Here is an 18,549-nt window from a genome sequence, read left to right as displayed (position 1 = left end):
TCAGCATGCTTTGGCTGAAACCTGGCAGTACTACTCGTTGTAGTATTGCCTAGCTCCGCCAAAGGTGTTGAGCTGTTGCTCGGTAATTATACTGAGCAACGTGCACATGCTCCGTTTTATACGGAGCGGTCAGTTGCCTTGGGCGGCAAGCGCCCCAATATTTTTTTGAAGCGGCGGATTTGTCGCCCAGGCTCTCTTAATCGTTGAGGTGGTTAATGTATAAACATCCGTTGAGATACACTGTATATCTGCTGGCCTTACTGGCAGCTATGATTCTTGTGTATATTTTGAATACGTACAATCCTGGTCAAGCTGGGCCTCATGGTATCTTGATAGTCTTTATTTGTATTTACGTTATTTCATTAGGCTTCTTTCTTCTTTCATTTGATGCAATTATAAGATTTATGCGGCGTGCGTTTCCAGAGAATCGCACTTATAACGACTTTGATATAAAAAAAGCGTATTACATTGCTTCAATTATCGCTTTTCTGCCCACACTCTTACTTGCTGTGCAGTCAGTGGGGCAGCTACAACTCACTGATGTGTTATTGGCACTCGTTTTTATTTCGTTGGCGATATTCTATGTGCTGAAGCGAGCCTAACTAACCACTCATTGATTGAGTTTATGCTATACTAACAGGCATGGAACCTAAGCTACCGGCACCAAGTTCACTGCCTGAAATACCATCACGAGAGCAAAGATTTAACGCACCAGAGCGGTTTATTTCTAATGGCGTTGAACAAGGTACTGAACGAGATTCTCGGCTTGAGTCACACGAAAACATCCAAGACCAAAGTCAGCGGGGTGATCCTAGTGCTGTGCTTCAGGCATCAACCTCAGCAACCCAAGCTGCCACCAGCTCGAGCCCGCTGCCTTTTGACGATACCCAAGCTTCAAGCGCACCGCTAGTAGCGGCGGACGATGAGCTTATTGAAAAGACTTGGATTGAGAAGGCTAAAAGTATTGTCACCCAAACTAAGAACGATCCTCACCTGCAAGCGGTGGAAGTAAGTAAGTTACAGGCGAGCTATTTATTAAAGAGATACGGTAAACAGATAAATCATTCGGGTAGAGATTGATGGCCAATATAATCATAGGTGCGCTTATTATTATTGCTGTGGGCGCTATTGTCGGCTTCTTCGCTTATTTTCAGTATCGTAAAGTGTTGCGTGAAGCCAAGAACTATGAGCGTGGTCTGAAGATGGTGCCCCTACTTATCCATATTCCGCCAAGTAGCGACGACATCGATACGGGTAATCGCGATGAGCGGGAGGTCACCGAGGAGGTCATCTCGCAGGCGCAAGTAATGTATAACATTATTGCAAGCACAGCGACCAAGGGCTTTAAAAGTAAAGTTTATGGGCAGCGCCATATTTCTTTCGAAATCATTGTTAACAAAGGACTGATCCATTACTATGTTGCGGTTCCAGTGGTGCTAATTGATGTTGTGCGGCAAGCTGTGGCGGCGGCATATCCAGCTGCGCGGCTCGAAGAAGTTGAGGAATACAATATTTTTAATAAGGTTGGGAAGATTAGCGGCACAATAGGCGGTGAACTGACACTTAAGAAGGACTATTCTTACCCAATAGCAACCTATAAAGATACGAAACGTGATGCCATGCGTTCAATTCTAAACGCACTGGCAAATGCAAATAAAGAGGACGGTATTGGTATCCAGATATTGCTGCGACCAGCACGCGAAGGTTGGACAAAGGGCGTTGTTGCGGCTGCGGCTGCAATAAAAAAGAAAAAAGAGCAGGGCACAGGAATGGCACCCAAGGACCTTTTGGGTGCGCTTTGGAAGGCACCGGAAGCAAAAGACGCAAAAACAGAGGACAAACAGCTCTCTACTCTCGAACAGTCTACGGTCGATTCGTTAGAAGCAAAAACACAACATCCCGGCTACGAGACGCTCATACGCATTATCGTATCGTCGAATACCTCAGCTCGATCACAGGCGCTATTAAAGAATACCGTGGCGGCGTTCTCATTATTTGATTTGCCACAAAGTAATGGTTTTAAGTTTACTATTGCCAAGAATATCGAACAGTTCGTCACCTCTTTTATATTTCGATTTTTCCCACAAGAGATTAATCGAAATATCTTAAATAGCGTCGAGTTAGCAACTATTTTCCATCTTCCTGATCAAAAAAATATTCCTACTTCTCAATTGCAGCGTCAGGCTTCGAAGCAGGTTGATGGCCCACACCAGTCGCTAAATCAAGGATTCTTGCTTGGGTACAATGTGTTTCGCGGCATTAAGAAGCCGATACGTCTTGCCCCTAGCGACCGTCGTCGTCACTCCTACATTATCGGTCAGACAGGTACGGGTAAGTCTGGACTACTTGAAAATCTTGCATTACAGGATATGCTCGATGGGCGTGGTTTTGCATTTATCGATCCTCATGGCGACTCGGCAGAGCGCCTTCTGGGCATGGTGCCAAAAGAACGAGTAGAAGATGTCATTTACTTCAATCCGGGCGATATGGAAAACCCTGTCGGGCTAAACTTATTTGAATTTGATACACCCGATCAGCGTGACTTCTTGGTGCAAGAGGCTATTGCAATGCTGTATCGATTATATGACCCAGGCCATACAGGTATCATTGGGCCTCGATACGAGCACTGGTTCCGTAATGCTGCATTAACCATAATGAGCGACCCTGGTGGCGCGAGCTTTATTGATATTCCTCAAGTATTTAATGACGACGCCTTTGCTAAATCGAAGCTGAAGTATGTTACAGATCAAACGGTACTTGATTTTTGGAATAAAGAAATGGCCCAAACAAGTGACTACCATAAATCAGAAGTCCTTGGATGGTTTGTTAGTAAATTCGGTGCTTTTTTGTCGAATGAAATGATGCGAAATATTATTGGACAAACAAAAAGCGGATTTAATCTTCGTGAAATTATGGACAAAAAGAAAATATTACTGGTTAACTTAAGTAAGGGCAAGACAGGCGAGCTTAATTCACAGCTGCTTGGTATGATATTTGTTATGAAATTTCAAGCAGCGGCCATGGGGCGTGCCGACATCCCTGAAGAGCAGCGTACAGACTTTACTTTATATGTTGATGAGTTTCAGAACTTTGCTACCGATAGCTTCGAATCAATTCTTAGTGAGGCACGAAAATATCGGTTAAATCTGATCTTAGCCAACCAGTTTATGACACAGCTAACTGATAAAATACGCGAGGCAATTATTGGAAATGTCGGCACTGTTATCAGTGGGCGAATTGGCACCACCGATGCTGAACTTATGCAAAAGAAGTTTGCCCCGATATTTGATGCAGAAGATTTGACCAAACTACCCAATTTTGAAACAGTTGCGTCTGTAATGATTGATAACGTACCGTCCACACCGTTTAGCATGTCGCTGGTGCCACCCATGGGCAAACCAAATCAGCAATTAGCGAATGCACTTAAGCGCCTATCGGCTGCAAAATATGGAACGCCACGTAAACTCGTGGAGAAACAAATATTCGATAGATTACGAGCCGGCACAGTATCGAATAATATGCCCAAGCCCAAGGTTCATAATGTTACACCACCGCCTGTGCGACCAATTAGTACGCCCGGTTCGAGTGCGGCACCGAATGCATCAACGTCAAGTCCTATTGGGGATACATCCACTTCATTTCTTGATGAATGGCTGGCAAAGAAACGTCAGTTGACAGCGGTAGATAACCCTATCAATAAAACTACGACGACCAATCCACCAAGCATGCCCATGAACAATTCTCACAACGCGATCAAAACTCAGCCCCCATCACAATCTCGTGATCAAGGCGAGGCAGTCATTCCAATTCGAGGCAGGAATAGTTCTGCTGACAACGAAATCGATATACCTATTCGATAGGATAAATAGCTATTTTCTTTTTCCGGTAATCATGACTTTTAAGAAGTCGTAGAGAAGGCCAATAATAAAACCTACAATTAATGCACCGATTGTTTCAAAACCTGAAAGAACATAACCAAAGTGTCGCGCTAATACATAGGCGGCACCGCTAAGGATAAAGCCGCATATCCCTGCTGCGAGTACTGCATTTGGCCTAAAAATTGTCGCGCCCGCAACATCACTTGCCTTTTCAATGACCGGATTATGAATTACTTTACTTATTGTTCGTTCAGTGGGGCGTAATTCAGTCTGAACTTCTCGAAGGGCCTGATTGTAGGCCGCTTTTTTATCAGCTTTTGTAATTCGTAGAAAGCTCGGTTCTGCCATCTGATCCGACGCTTTCTCACTCCGCTGGTCTTTAGCTGCTGATTCTGCCTCTTGAATGGCTCGTTTACGAGCCTCGATTGCAACAGCGTGACGATTTTCTAATTGCTCTTCGGTCGAAAGATTTTCGAACCTTTCTTTTAATTGTTCGCTTCTTTCCTGAGCAGCTGAAGGTAGTTGCTCGTTCTTTTCGGTTGAGGGTATTAGCTGTTCGGGATTTGCCATTGTTAACCTTGGAGAATTCCGTTGTTAAAGTTTCGTCGTACCAGGCGGAGTTCTTTATTAAGTTGTCGCGATCGAACGAAAAAATATGTGGCAATTGCGGTTATTAAGCCCACAATAAGCAGGCCATCATTTGGACCTGTCTTTGGCAATTCCACAACAGTCTGTTCGATGGCTTTGGGCGTAGGACAATTTACATCGATCTTAACTGTGTTGCCAAATCCATTAAGCATAGAACAGTCGTATGAAGCTGGATCGCTCTGTCCACGAGGGGTGGCAGGAATCGTCTTGAGAACTTCAACAACAATTTTACGGCTCTCACTCGATTTAGGAGAAATTTTTACATCATTCCATCGCAGTACCTTCTTGTTTTCATCATATGTTCCACCACCCATATCGATAAGCGTAGCGTATTCCGCAACATCCGTTAAGTGTTCTTCAATAGTTTCTACTGCCTCAGCGTCACCATCATTCTTAATTGTTAGGGTATATTCAATCCGGTCACCAGGCTGGGCAATTACTTCCGTGGCATTTGTTGTTTGCGTTAGGTTAAGCGCGCTCTTGTGCTTTGAAATAATAGGCTTTTTTTCTGGCGCGGGTGCGGGCGCAGGTTCAGTTGGGATAGGCTTTGGTGCCGGTTCGTTTTTGAATGCTAAGTTAGCACAGTTTTTCATAACTGCAAACCAGCCGATTTTTTGTGAATATCCAATAAATGCTTGATAGTTAGACCCGTGGCGCTTAGTGTGCTCAAGCGTATCTAACTTCCATAAAGGGGTTGAGTAGATCGATATGTCTGACCCATCACTTAATTTTATGGTATGTGTTTTTTCGCCCTCGGACTCACCAAATCGAGAAATTCGCCCCCATGAGGTAATGATTCTATTGTCATCAAGTGAATTAAAAGTACCTTCTGTAGCACTTTCTAACTCTTCGCGAGTAATACCAGCATAGGCTACAATATCGCGATATCCAGATGTGTTTGCATCGTAGGCACCCATAAGTTCATTCTTTGTCCGAATACCGCCGCGGATTAAGTCCGAAGGACTTGCTGCATTTGCTGACTCTGGCGGGCTGAATACGGTCAGAGACTGTATTAAAAGGGCAAGAATCATAAATACAAAACCAACTTTACGTGTTGCTTGTTCTTGTCGAAGTCGTCTGGCATAGAACCCTAACTGCCCAATAAGCGCGGGACTAAACGGCAGGTTTGATACTATTTTCTGAAACATTTTTATTTTAATAACTCCTTATATTAAATTTAGCATAAGAAATATGTTCAATACAATAGTTGCAATGAACACAATTTGCCCGCTATAATGGTAGAGATGTAAATATTCTGAATTAAGACTGTAAATGTGAGGGATCATGGCTAAACAAAAACCAACTGCTGATTATGATTCAAGCCAAATTCAAGTGCTTGAAGGCCTTGAGCCAGTTCGCAAGCGCCCAGGAATGTACATTGGGAGTACTGGGTACGAAGGACTGCACCATTTAATTAAAGAAATAGCTGATAACAGTATTGACGAAGCGATTGCTGGGCATGCAACCAAAATCATTATCACGCTTAAACATGACGGCGGGGTTGCTGTCTCTGACGATGGGCGGGGCATTCCAGTTGATATTCACCCAAAAACAGGCAAAAGTACGCTTGAAACAGTTTTGACGGTGTTGCACGCTGGCGGCAAGTTTGGCGGAGGTGGTTACAAAGTATCGAGCGGTCTTCACGGCGTTGGGTCAAGTGTGGTGAATGCCTTATCGACTAAGTTAATCGCTGAAGTTCATAAAGATGGTAAACTTTACCGTCAAGAGTACGAACGCGGCGTTCCGCTCTCTCCAATTAAAGCAGTCGACAAGACTGACCGCACGGGTACAGACATTACTTTTTATCCCGATGGTAGCATTTTTGAAACGACGACGCTTGATTACAAATGGGTGGTTAATTATCTTCGTCATCAGGCATACTTAACTAAGGGAATTTACGTCGCTGTTGCTGATGAACGAACGAATGAGCGACAGGCCTTTTACTTTGAGGGCGGTATTCAATCTTATGTAAAGCACTTGAATATCGGCAAAGAAGTTGTCTCGAACGATATTTTCTATGTTGAAAAGCAGGTTGAGGATTGCATGGTTGAAGTTGCCGTGCAGTACAACGAAACTTTTACCGAGACAGTTAAGGCATTTGCTAACAATGTCTTTACACCAGATGGCGGAACGCACCTTATTGGCTTTAGGACTGCGCTCACGCGAGTTATTAACGACTATGCTCGTAAAAACGGAATTCTAAAAGAAAAAGAAGAGAATCTTACTGGTGATGATATTCGGGAAGGCTTGACGGCAATCATTCTTGTTAAACTTCCTGATCCACAATTCGAAGGACAGACAAAAAACAAGCTCGGCAATCCTGAGATGCGGCGTTACGTTGAGCAGGTAATGAGTGAATATTTTGCCTACCATCTAGAAGAGAACCCGAGCATTGCACGAAAGATCATCGGCAAGGCTTTACTGGCGGCACGTGCACGAAAGGCTGCAAGGGCAGCGCGTGAAAATGTTATTCGAAAAGGTGCGCTCGATGGCATGTCACTTCCCGGTAAGCTGGCTGACTGCTCGAGTAAGGATCCAAAAAACTCTGAAATATATATAGTAGAGGGAGATTCAGCTGGTGGATCTGCTAAAAGCGGACGTGACAGCAAAACACAAGCGATTTTGCCACTTCGTGGTAAAGTTCTCAACGTTGAGCGTGCGCGACTCGACAGAATGCTCAATAATAATGAAATTGTCAGTCTCATTAAGGCATTAGGCGTAGGCATTGATGAACAATTTGATATTGACGGCTTAAGGTATGGTCGAATAATTATTATGACCGATGCCGATGTCGATGGAAGCCACATCTCCACACTTTTGATGACATTTTTCTTCAGATATATGCGAGAAGTTATAGAACGTGGTCATGTCTATCTTGCAAAGCCACCACTCTTCTTGCTGAAAGGCCCTGGCAATAAGCGACAGTATGTCTATAGTGATGAAGAGCGTGATAAAATATACAACGAATTGATTGCTGAACGCCGTGCTCGTGGTACAAAAATCAACGAATTAGATCCGCCTCATAAGCAAGCAGGATTAGTTGATGTACAGCGCTACAAAGGTCTTGGCGAGATGGACGCCGATCAGCTATGGGATACCACCATGAATCCTGAGAACCGCGTGCTTGTACAAGTGAGAGTTGAAGATGCTGAAAAAGCTGATGCAATTTTTACAAAGCTGATGGGTGATGAGGTTGAGTTAAGAAAGCACTTTATTCAGAGTCGCGCAAAATTTGTAAACACTGAGGATTTGGATATTTAATATGGACGAAGAACAGAAAAACCCAGAAATTGTCGAAATATCAGAAAGCCAAAACCACTCTCGCACTGTAGAGCTTCGTACAGTCGAAGACGTCATGGAGGATAGTTTTCTACGCTATTCGATGAGCGTTATTATTGAGCGCGCGCTGCCAGATGTCCGCGATGGCCTCAAGCCTGTTCATAGGCGCATTCTTTATGCTATGGAGCAGAACGGTTGGCGACCAGGTACGAAATTTGTAAAAAGCGCACGTGTTACGGGTGAGGTTATGGGTAAATATCACCCCCACGGTGACGCAGCAATTTATGATTCTATGGCACGCATGGCCCAAGACTGGTCGATGCGCTACATGCTGGTTGACGGTCAGGGTAACTTTGGGTCAATGGATGGAGACCCGCCAGCCGCAGCGCGCTATACTGAAGCTCGTATGGCAAAGGCTGCAGCAGAGCTTTTGGTTGATATTGATAAAAATACGGTAAACTTCCGCGACAATTATGACGGTTCGTATACCGAGCCAACGGTGCTGCCCGCAAAATTGCCAAACCTACTATTAAATGGGCAGATCGGTATTGCGGTCGGTATGGCAACCAATATTCCACCGCATAACTTGGGTGAACTGGTTGATGCAGCTGTTGTAATGATTGATAATCCAGAAGCAACACTGGATGAATTATTACAACACGTGAAAGGACCAGATTTTCCAACTGGTGCCATCGTCTATGGTGGCGCACCAATGAAACAGGCCTATCAGACTGGTCGGGGTGGTATCACGATTCGCGCTGTTACTTCAATAGAGGAAACGAGCAAAGGAAGACACCAGATAATAGTAAGTGAAATTCCTTACGGTGTAAATAAAGCAACACTCATTGAGAAAATTGCCGAGCTTCATAAAGAGAAGAAGATCACCATACACGATATTCGTGATGAAAGCGCTCGTGGGAAAGTACGGGTTGTCATTGAGCTGAAAAAAGATGCTTATCCAAAGAAAGTCCTTAATCAGCTGTTTAAGTTGACTTCGCTGCAGACAAGTTTTCATTACAACATGCTAGCACTTATTGATGGCATTCAGCCCCGCATCCTTGGCTTACAAGAGATTCTAGGAGAGTACATTAAGCATCGCCAAGTAGTGGTTCGACGCCGCACTGAGTTTGAGCTTAAAAAAGCTAAGGACCGAGCCCACATACTTGAAGGCCTCAGCATCGCACTCGATCATATTGATGAAGTTATAACAACAATACGTGAAAGTGAAACCACTGAAGAGGCGCAAGTTAATTTAATAGAGCGATTCAAACTTTCGACCCTACAGGCCGAGGCTATCCTGCAGATGCAACTTCGTCGACTTGCTGGCCTTGAGCGTAAAAAAATCGAGGATGAGTTAGCGGAACTTCGTACATTGATCGGTAAGCTAGAGGCAATCTTGGCTAACGAGCAAGAAATTTTGAATATCATCAAAACCGAGCTGCTCGAAATTAAAGAGAAATACGCTGATGAACGACGAACAAAAATAATAAATCATGAATTAGGCAAGTTTAGCGACGAAGAGCTGATTCCTGACGAAGAGTCTATTATACTTTTGACAAGCGAGAACTATATAAAACGAACCCTCGTTAGCGAATATCGACGGCAAAATCGCGGCGGTAAGGGAAAACGAGGCATGTCAACCAAAGAGCAGGACGTTATTGATCAGCTGGTTCCTGCGAGTACGCACGACTGGCTGCTTTTCTTCACCAATAAAGGACGAGTGTTTAGGCTAAAGGCACATGAAGTACCCGCTGCAAGCCTTGTGGCAAAAGGAGTCGCCGCTGTCAATCTGCTGCAGCTCCAGCCGGAAGAGCGCATCACTTCAATTATTCGTGTCGCAAAGGATCATGGTGAAGATGGCTATCTCTTTATGGCAACTACTCAAGGTACGGTCAAAAAGACACCACTAAAAGATTATAGCAATATTCGTACGACTGGCTTGATTACAATTCGATTAGACGATAACGATGAGCTGCGCTGGATTCAGATGACTTCCGGACAAGATGAGGTCGTTATTTCTACAGCGATGGGTCAGGCAATTCGCTTTAATGAAGGTGATGCACGGCCAATGGGCCGATCGGCACGCGGTGTACGCGGTATTCGCTTGCGACCCGGGGATAGAGTTGTTGGTATGGATGTCGCAGTTGAAGATCGACGTCTCTTGGTAGTGAGTGAAAACGGATACGGAAAAATGACTAAAATTAGTAATTTTCCTGCTCACAAACGGGGAGGAGTTGGTATTAAGGCGGCAATTGTAACCTCTAAAACCGGCAAACTTGTAGCTGTTAGGTCGCTTGAACCAACCGCTAATGAGGTGTTGATGATTTCTACCAAAGGCCAGGCCATTCGTGTTGGACTAAAAGATATACCGCTCTTAGGCCGCACAACTCAAGGGGTAAGGATTATGCGTTTAGGTAATGAAGACAATGTAGCTTCACTTGGTATCATACCCGAGCAAGAACAGCCTGAAATTGAAGAGGCCGGTGAATAGGTATGTTTCTGCTTGTGGCCTTTATTGGTTGGTTAGTGTCGCAAGTAGGGAAGTACCTGATACATTCGGTGCAAGTAAAGAGTTTTAAGGACTGGGGTTATTTGTACCGATCGGGCAGCATGCCAAGCGCGCATACAAGCATTATCGTTTCACTCGTAACTTATACGGGATTAATCGAGGGTGTGACGAGTAGTGTGTTTGCGCTTGGCGTGGTTGTTGCTGCCATAGTTATGTATGATGCCATGCAAGTCAGGCGGTCCGTTGGTGAGCAGGGCAGGGCTATTGAGGAAATTATAAAGAATAGCCACATAAAAAGACCCTATATTGCTATGGGTCATCGACCGAGTGAAGTAGCAGTTGGTGCGACGCTTGGATTACTGGTAGGGATTGTTGCTTTTTTTATCACAAAATAATGATAAGAAAGTATTGACACTTCAGTAACAGATACGCTATGCTAAGGGACAGTCTGAGTGGTAACGGAGATACACCGAGAGTCATGTCAGTGATGTACGTTTACAATTTGGTAGTGCAAATCATCGTCAGTCATCGTATCTAATTTATTAGATACATTTTTATGGAGAGTTTGATCCTGGCTCAGGATTAACGCTGGCGGCGTGCCTAACACATGCAAGTCGTGCGGTAACAGGAGTAGTTTACTACTTGCTGACGAGCGGCGGACGGCTGAGTAACGCGTAGGAATGTACCCCAAAGTGAGGGATAACTCCGGGAAACCGGAGCTAATACCGCATATGATCTTCGGATTAAAGCTTCGGCGCTTTGGGAACAGCCTGCGTCCGATTAGGTAGTTGGTGAGGTAAAGGCTCACCAAGCCGACGATCGGTAGCTGGTCTGAGAGGATGATCAGCCAGACTGGGACTGAGACACGGCCCAGACTCCTACGGGAGGCAGCAGTGAGGAATCTTCCACAATGGGCGAAAGCCTGATGGAGCAACGCCGCGTGCAGGATGAAGGCCCTCGGGTCGTAAACTGCTTTTAAGAGTGAAGAATATGACGGTAACTCTTGAATAAGGATCGGCTAACTACGTGCCAGCAGCCGCGGTCATACGTAGGATCCGAGCGTTATCCGGAGTGACTGGGCGTAAAGAGTTGCGTAGGCGGTATGTTAAGCGAGTAGTGAAATCAAGTGGCTCAACCATTTGGCTATTACTCGAACTGGCAAACTTGAGAGTGGTAGAGGTAACTGGAATTTCTAGTGTAGGAGTGAAATCCGTAGATATTAGAAGGAACACCAATGGCGTAGGCAGGTTACTGGACCATTTCTGACGCTAAGGCACGAAAGCGTGGGGAGCGAACCGGATTAGATACCCGGGTAGTCCACGCCGTAAACGATGGATACTAGCTGTTGGAGGTATCGACCCCTTCAGTAGCGAAGCTAACGCGTTAAGTATCCCGCCTGTGGAGTACGGTCGCAAGACTAAAACATAAAGGAATTGACGGGGAGCCGCACAAGCGGTGGAGCATGTTCATTAATTCGATGATAACCGAAGAACCTTACCAGGGCTTGACATCCAGGGAAGCACTGCGAAAGCAGCGCGTGCCTTCGGGAACCCTGTGACAGGTGCTGCATGGCCGTCGTCAGCTCGTGTCGTGAGATGTTAGGTTAAGTCCTTTAACGAGCGCAACCCTTGTGGTTAGTTGGATTTTTCTAACCAGACTGCCTCGGTAACGGGGAGGAAGGAGGGGATGATGTCAGGTCTGTATTGCCCTTACGCCCTGGGCTTGAAACGTGCTACAATGGCCAGTACAATGCGCAGCTAAGTCGCGAGATGGAGCAAATCGCATCAAAACTGGTCCCAGTTCGGATTGCAGGCTGAAACTCGCCTGCATGAAGTTGGAATCGCTAGTAATCGCAGGTCAGCTATACTGCGGTGAATACGTTCCCGGCTCTTGTACACACCGCCCGTCAAACCATGAAAGTAGCCAACACCCGAAGTCCGATTCGTCGGCCTAAGGTGGGGGATATGATTGGGGTTAAGTCGTAACAAGGTATCCGTAGCGGAAGCTGCGGATGGATTACCTCCTTTCTAGGGAGATGTTATGCCAATAGTACGAGCAATCTACTATTGAAGCTAGGTCGGTCTTGTTGTTGTGCTGGATCTACATAACAACGAAGTTCTCGTAAGAGAACAAGACTAGATTCAAAAACCGACTACGATGAGATGCACTACTAAGTTGTAAACAATAAAAAGAACGCCAGTGAGCGTTCTTTTTGTGTTTTGAGACTGTGTATGGCAGCATTGCTGCGGGACGACAGAAGGCAGGCGAGACGCGGCGGCTACTGTGGATATGACTGCGCCTTGTCCCTCCCCAAATATCCAAAGGGACTGGCTGATAGGAACATTAAATAGCGGGGTTAAGCGTAGCGATAGGATCGGAATCTGATGCGGTCGGTGTTTGGTCACGAACTTCTGTATGTAATGTCATTATTGCAGGGTTTAGTTTAAAATCTCTTGCGGTATTCGGTACGATACTGTAAAATACAGACTGTATTATTTATGGGGCATTAGCTCAGTTGGCTAGAGCGCCTGCTTTGCAAGCAGGAAGTCCGGGGTTCGAGTCCCCGATGCTCCACCAAAAGCGTACTTTAAAAAATATTTCAGTATACATTTCTATAGTTACTATGGGCGATTAGCTCAGCTGGTTAGAGCGCGTCACTGATAATGACGAGGCCGGAGGTTCAAGTCCCTCATCGCCCACCAAATTCAACTATAGAAATGTATACTGAAATACTTGCAAAATATCCGTAAGTAGCGTATATTACTTAATGTAGTAAGCGAATGTTTCGTGAATGAAACCTCTGGCGATTGTTGAGACAATCATCAGAGTTTTTTATTGCAAAAAGTACAGCATATTACTCTTTACAAATAAGGTCGAAACTTGCTACACTTAAGCGGACTTGAGTACAGAGAGAGCTCCTAACGAGGATTCGAATGTGTACTCAAGAGGTGAGTAACAAGTAATTTAACAATTTGATGTAAAAGATTGACAGATGGTAATTGGTTAATACTAATTACTAGTTAAGTCAATGCATAAAAAGGTACTCAAGGGCACACAATGGATGCCTAGACGTACATTACCGATGAAGGACGTGGAAGACTGCGATAAGCTTCGGGGAGCTGTCTACAAGCTTTGATCCGGAGATCTCCGAATGGGGAAACCCGCCATGAGTCATGTCATGTGCATCGTTACCTGAATCTATAGGGTAATTGAAAGGGAACCGTCTGAACTGAAACATCTTAGTAGGACGAGGAAAAGAAAGTAAATAACGATTCTCGGAGTAGTGGCGAGCGAAACGGGATGAGCCCAAACCTTATTGATTTTTGCCTGGTAATTTACCGGGTAAATAAGTTGACAGACGAATATTAATAAGGGGTTGTGAGATAATACAAGACCAAGTCAAAGGGTTTGATTAGTCGAACACTTTGACTTGCGATCGCAACTGTCATAAGCGAGTAAGGTAAGAAATCGGCTTTGTTAGCAGAAGAATTTGGAAGGATTTGCCAAAGAGCGTGATAGCCGCGTATGCGAAAACGAAGCTGACCTTATATGTATTTTCTCGAGTAGGTCGGGGCACGAGAAACCCTGATTGAATCCGGCAGGACCACCTGCCAAGGCTAAATATAATGTACGATCGATAGTGAACAAGTACAGTGATGGAAAGGTGAAAAGAACCCCGGGAGGGGAGTGAAATAGATCCTGAAATTGTGTGCCTACAAGGAGTCGGAGCCCTTCGGGGTGACGGCGTGCTTTTTGTAGAACGATCCAGCGAGTTAATTTGTAGTGCAAGGTTAAGTCAATTGACGGAGCCACAGTGAAAGCGAGCCTGAATAGGGCGTTTAGTACTACGAATTAGACCCGAAACCGAGTGACCTAACCATGGGCAGGTTGAAGCGACGATAACACGTCGTGAAGGACCGAACCAGGGCATGCTGCAAAATGCTTGGATGACCTGTGGTTAGAGGTGAAATGCCAATCGAACTCGGAGATAGCTGGTTCTCCTCGAAATAGCTTTAGGGCTAGCGTCATGTAAATTAGCCAACGGGGGTAGAGCTCTGTAAAGGACTGGGGCCCGCAAGGGTACCCACCCTTAACAAACTACGAATACCGTTGGTGGTACCATGGCAGTTAGAACGTCGGGGCTAAGCTCGGCGCTCGAAAGGGAAACAGCCCAGACCATCGTCTAAGGTCCCTAAATATACGCTCAGTGGGAAACAAGGTGAGATTTCTTAAACAGCTAGGATGTTGGCTTAGAAGCAGCCATTCATTTAAAGAGTGCGTAACAGCTCACTAGTCAAGAGATCTTGCGTGGAAAATGTAACGGGGCTTAAGCGTATTACCGAAGACATGGATTTGTAATTTATTACAAGTGGTAGAGGAGCGTTCCTCTCTGCTGTGAAGCAAAATTGGAAAGTTTTGTGGAGCGTGAGGAAGTGAGAATGCTGGAATGAGTAACCATAAGAGGGGTGAGAATCCCCTCGGCCGAAAGAGTGAGGTTTCCTGGGCCATGTTAATCAACCCAGGGTTAGTCGGGCCTAAGCCGAGGCGCATAGCGTAGGCGATGGACAACAGGTTAATATTCCTGTACCGGTTATATTTTGCACACTGTTCACGGTAAAGTAGTCAGAGCGGATTCATGGTATGTATCCGTCCAACCAAAGCGGGAACGTTTTGGGAGTGAAAGTGTCCCCTTGGGGATACGATTCTGGTGAGAGTGCTGGCTAGAAAAGCAGGTGTGCGCGTGGATATAGCCGCCCGTACCGCAAACCGACACAGGTACTCGAGTCGAGAAGACTAAGGCTTACGAGAGAACCTTCGCTAAGGAACTCGGCAATACAGCGACCGTAACTTCGGGATAAGGTCTGCCCCCACATCATTCGATGTGAGCCGTGTTCAGTATATTAGTGAAATGGTTAATGAGTACGTTAGGTTCAATTTTTGAAAATAACGACAAATCCTTTTTAAAACCAACTTTTACTGAGATAGAACAGTCATGATAATTGACTCTGAACGCGAGACTCTTGCATCAAATGATGTGGGGGCCGCAGCAAAAGAGCCCACGGAACTGTTTACCAAAAACACAGGTCTCTGCTAACACGAAAGTGGATGTATAGGGGCTGACTCCTGCCCAGTGCCGGAAGGTTAAGGGGAGTGCTTCACGGTGCGAACTGAAGCCCCGGTGAACGGCGGCGGTAACTATAACCGTCCTAAGGTAGCGAAATTCCTTGTCAGGTAAGTTCTGACCCGCACGAATGGAGTAATCATGTGGGCACTGTCTCAGCGAAGGACTCGGTGAAAGTGCATTGGCGGTAAAGATGCCGTCTGTCCATACCAGGACGAAAAGACCCCGTGGAGCTTTACTACAGCTTTGCATTGAACCAGGTTACAATATGTGTAGCATAGGTGGGAGACGTTGAAGCAGATACGCCAGTATCTGTGGAGTCACCGGTGAAATACCACCCTTGTTGTGACTTTGTTCTCACTCTAACCGTTATCCGGTTAGGGGACCGTGCATGGTGGGTAGTTTAACTGGGGCGGTTGCCTCCTAAAGAGTAGCGGAGGCGTTCAAAGGTTGGCTAGCTTCGAATGGAAACCGAAGTGATAGTGTATACGCAAAAGCCAGCTTGACTGTGAGGAGTACATTCCGAGCAGACACGAAAGTGGGAGTAAGTGATCCGCTGTACGTAACATTTGTTACATGAATGTGGGATCGACAGCGCAAACGGATAAAAGTTACCCCGGGGATAACAGGCTTATCGCGCCCAATAGTTCACATAGACGGCGCGGTTTGGCACCTCGATGTCGGCTCATCACATCCTGGGGCTGGAGCAGGTCCCAAGGGTTCGGCTGTTCGCCGATTAAAGTGGTACGCGAGCTGGGTTCAGAACGTCGTGAGACAGTTCGGTTTATATCCGGTATGGACGTTAGGAAATTTGAGAAGATCTGCCTCTAGTACGAGAGGACCGAGGTGGACGAACCTCTGGTGTATCGATTGTCGCCACCTGCGGCATTGTCGAGTAGCTACGTTCGGATTAGATAAGCGCTGAAAGCATATTAAGCGCGAAACTGACTTCAAGATAAGATTTCCCTATGAGCTCCCTGAAAGATGATCAGGTTGATAGGTGCAAGGTGGAAGTGCGGTAACGTATGGAGCCGAAGCATACTAATAGAGCCATCGCCTTTTTATGCTCTCATTTACGAAGCTAATTTTCGAATTAGCCAAGTAAATGAGGTAGACTTAACTAGTAATTAGTGCTTGCCAAAGCACGTCGATCTTTTACAAGATACCGTACATGGATATCGAAGTAAGGTTCTTAGTAGCAACATAGGCTAAGCACCCTGCTTCGGTGCCCATAGCGCTGGGGAAACACCTGCAACCATTCCGAACGCAGAAGTTAAGCCCAGTAGCGGCGATTATACTGCGCAAGCGGGAAACTAGCACGGTGCCGAATTATATAAAACCCTTGGGAAACCAAGGGTTTTATCTTTTGGGAAAAATTTTATAAATAACATTTACACCAGCCATGATATAATGCCCTGACTTTCTATAAAATGCAATAAACCTTATGTAAATATTGACTTTGCAAACAAAAAGTGCTAATGTATATATATTCTAAACATAGAGTAAAAGGAGTTTATATGGCAGGAACAAAGAACGGCGGCTTACGCGCTGCGGCAACAAATCGAGCTCGACATGGCAAAGAGTTCTATGCACGCATTGGGGCGATTGGTGGTAAAAAAGGACGCACTGGCGGCTTTGCTGCTAACCGAGAGTTAGCCCGAATTGCTGGCGCCAAGGGCGGACGAATTAGCCGTCGCACAAAGTCTGTCGCTGTTACTGAGCAGGTTGCAGATGTTATTGATATTTCAGTGAAGCGCGGTGATCATTCTGAGCTTGATCAAGCGGCATAAGTAGTTCTTCTAATTTATAACCTGACGTCGTAAGGCGCAAAAATGAGCCTCGTTCGCCCTCCAGGTGATAGCACATAAATGGCACGAATAGGTGCCATTTATGTTTTGGAGGCCATTTGTCGAACAGGACGGACACAGACTGCGCTGGTGTAACCAGTCACGATAGCTATCAAGCGATTCATTAACCAACGATTCAACTATGGAGAGGCCATATCTCGAAGATAGCGTGGTTTGAGCATAGTGCCAAGCAGCACGCTCCATCTTGATCAGATCAATATCTAAAATATACTCCTGGTGATTAAGGATGGCGTGGGCGGTTTCGTGTAGTAAATAGGCTAAGTTTGGACTAGAGCTTTGAGGTATAAAATAAACAGTTCTTTCATCTGGCCGCCACTTAAAGACATCACTCTCTGTAAATGTCACACCAGGATAATCTTGTCTGAGTCGCTTAATTAAAAGAGCGATCTGATCCATAGCAAAAACATCCATATAGTACAGCCTCTTCCGGGAACCTCGCTTGTATAACGGGGGGGATAGGGAAATGCTCGTTGAGCTGTGATTTAAGAATATCATCGAGGAATGATTTATACCGTTGAAAATAGGTACCAATGCTTCCACCGATAATTATTATCTCGGGTTGTAAGCTCGGTATGAGTGCGAGAAGCCCGACGCTTATTTTTTCGGCTACTTCCTGCCAGGTCTTTGTGTCGGTTTCGGGTATGTCGCGAGCTAATTTCTGGTAGGTTGCTTTAAGTGCGCGACCAGATGCAAATGTCTCCCATTCCTGATAATGGCCGTGGAAATTTAACACCATATGACCTGCCTCGCTGTTGCTGGTGGCTGGCTGAATATGGCCATCAACGATAAGCCCGCTACCGATCCCGGTGCTTACTGTAAGGTAGAGTGCAAGTGACGGGATTTGTTTCAAGCGCCTGACCTCACCTAGTGCTGCGAGGTTAGCGTCATTCTCCAGAAATACGGGTACGGTTATGCCGAGCTTCTTTAAGCCAAGCGGTATGTTGAAATCTTTCCAGCCAAGATTATCGCACCAAACAGCACGGTTGTTCTTTACCACGCCAGGAACGGCGATAACAATAGCCGAAACTTTTTGGAGGCTATAGTGTTGGTTCACAAGAGCTGCAAGCGCGGTAAGGTAATCGCGTTTATCGTGTGGTGTTTGAAATCGATATGACTTGTGCGGTTTTCCGTCACGATAAAAACTCGTCACGAGCGTTTTTGTTCCCCCAGTATCGATTGCGATTAACATAACTTTAGTGTAGCAGTTCTTTCTTAGCCTTGCGAGTATGTTATAGTGGAAACTGC

The 18,549-nt window shown here is 45.6% G+C and carries 11 protein-coding genes, 2 tRNA genes and 3 rRNA genes; 12 read left to right on the top strand and 4 right to left on the bottom strand.

Going from position 1 to position 18,549, the window contains the following annotated elements; translation table 11 throughout:
- Positions 1-215 precede the first annotated feature (215 nt).
- From VD907_05135 to VD907_05125, 3 genes are read left to right on the top strand one after another with little or no spacing between them, the layout of a single operon-like run.
- On the top strand, positions 216-602 hold the full coding sequence (locus tag VD907_05135) for a hypothetical protein (protein HYG84237.1): 387 nt from the start codon (positions 216-218) through the stop codon (positions 600-602).
- A gap of 40 nt (positions 603-642) precedes the next feature.
- Positions 643-1,080: a hypothetical protein gene (locus VD907_05130; protein HYG84236.1), complete on the top strand. Its 438-nt coding sequence runs from the start codon at positions 643-645 to the stop codon at positions 1,078-1,080.
- Positions 1,080-3,860 carry a TraM recognition domain-containing protein gene (locus tag VD907_05125; GenBank protein ID HYG84235.1) on the top strand — a complete coding sequence of 927 codons (2,781 nt, stop codon included), beginning with the start codon at positions 1,080-1,082 and terminating at the stop codon, positions 3,858-3,860. The genes VD907_05130 and VD907_05125 overlap by 1 nt, the downstream gene beginning before the upstream one ends.
- 9 nt (positions 3,861-3,869) lie before the next feature.
- Here the strand turns inward: VD907_05125 and VD907_05120 are convergent, their stop codons facing one another.
- Together VD907_05120 and VD907_05115 are read right to left on the bottom strand one after the other, a co-directional pair.
- Positions 3,870-4,448, bottom strand: a complete 579-nt coding sequence (locus tag VD907_05120) for a hypothetical protein (protein HYG84234.1) — start codon at positions 4,446-4,448, stop codon at positions 3,870-3,872.
- A gap of 2 nt (positions 4,449-4,450) precedes the next feature.
- Positions 4,451-5,674 (bottom strand): hypothetical protein, encoded by a 1,224-nt coding sequence (locus VD907_05115; GenBank protein ID HYG84233.1) that lies wholly within the window; start codon positions 5,672-5,674, stop codon positions 4,451-4,453.
- A gap of 136 nt (positions 5,675-5,810) precedes the next feature.
- On the opposite strand from VD907_05115, the gene gyrB reads away from it, so the two are divergent.
- The 9 genes from gyrB to VD907_05070 all read left to right on the top strand — a co-directional run bounded on the left by gyrB (position 5,811) and on the right by VD907_05070 (position 17,226).
- Positions 5,811-7,787, top strand: a complete 1,977-nt coding sequence (gene gyrB, locus VD907_05110) for a DNA topoisomerase (ATP-hydrolyzing) subunit B (GenBank protein HYG84232.1) — start codon at positions 5,811-5,813, stop codon at positions 7,785-7,787.
- A gap of 1 nt (position 7,788) precedes the next feature.
- The gene (gene gyrA / locus VD907_05105) at positions 7,789-10,296 is read left to right on the top strand and encodes a DNA gyrase subunit A (GenBank protein ID HYG84231.1); all 2,508 of its coding nucleotides are present in this window, start codon (positions 7,789-7,791) and stop codon (positions 10,294-10,296) included.
- Positions 10,297-10,298: 2 nt separating this feature from the next.
- On the top strand, positions 10,299-10,709 hold the full coding sequence (locus VD907_05100) for a divergent PAP2 family protein (protein ID HYG84230.1): 411 nt from the start codon (positions 10,299-10,301) through the stop codon (positions 10,707-10,709).
- A gap of 158 nt (positions 10,710-10,867) precedes the next feature.
- Positions 10,868-12,341, top strand: a 16S ribosomal RNA gene (locus tag VD907_05095).
- A 473-nt stretch (positions 12,342-12,814) separates the two neighbouring features.
- Positions 12,815-12,891, top strand: a tRNA-Ala gene (locus tag VD907_05090).
- 48 nt (positions 12,892-12,939) lie between these two features.
- Positions 12,940-13,016, top strand: a tRNA-Ile gene (locus VD907_05085).
- Between the two features lie 331 nt (positions 13,017-13,347).
- Positions 13,348-16,502 (top strand): 23S ribosomal RNA (locus tag VD907_05080).
- A 155-nt stretch (positions 16,503-16,657) separates the two neighbouring features.
- A 5S ribosomal RNA gene (rrf, locus tag VD907_05075) occupies positions 16,658-16,766 on the top strand.
- The 16S, 23S and 5S rRNA genes sit together here with 2 tRNA genes alongside, the layout of an rRNA operon.
- A gap of 187 nt (positions 16,767-16,953) precedes the next feature.
- Positions 16,954-17,226: a hypothetical protein gene (locus tag VD907_05070; protein ID HYG84229.1), complete on the top strand. Its 273-nt coding sequence runs from the start codon at positions 16,954-16,956 to the stop codon at positions 17,224-17,226.
- A 9-nt stretch (positions 17,227-17,235) separates the two neighbouring features.
- Here the strand turns inward: VD907_05070 and VD907_05065 are convergent, their stop codons facing one another.
- Both VD907_05065 and VD907_05060 read right to left on the bottom strand, forming a co-directional pair.
- Entirely contained in the window at positions 17,236-17,700 is a 465-nt protein-coding gene (locus VD907_05065; protein ID HYG84228.1) for a hypothetical protein, read from the bottom strand.
- Positions 17,675-18,493 (bottom strand): ROK family protein, encoded by an 819-nt coding sequence (locus tag VD907_05060; protein HYG84227.1) that lies wholly within the window; start codon positions 18,491-18,493, stop codon positions 17,675-17,677. The genes VD907_05065 and VD907_05060 overlap by 26 nt, the downstream gene beginning before the upstream one ends.
- Between the last annotated feature and the right edge of the window lie 56 nt (positions 18,494-18,549).

The sequence above is a fragment of the Verrucomicrobiia bacterium genome (assembly GCA_035629335.1).
Lineage (GTDB): Bacteria > Patescibacteriota > Saccharimonadia > Saccharimonadales > Saccharimonadaceae > DASUUR01.
Note: the sequence above shows the minus strand (reverse complement) of the source record. Positions and strands in the feature narration are given on the sequence as shown.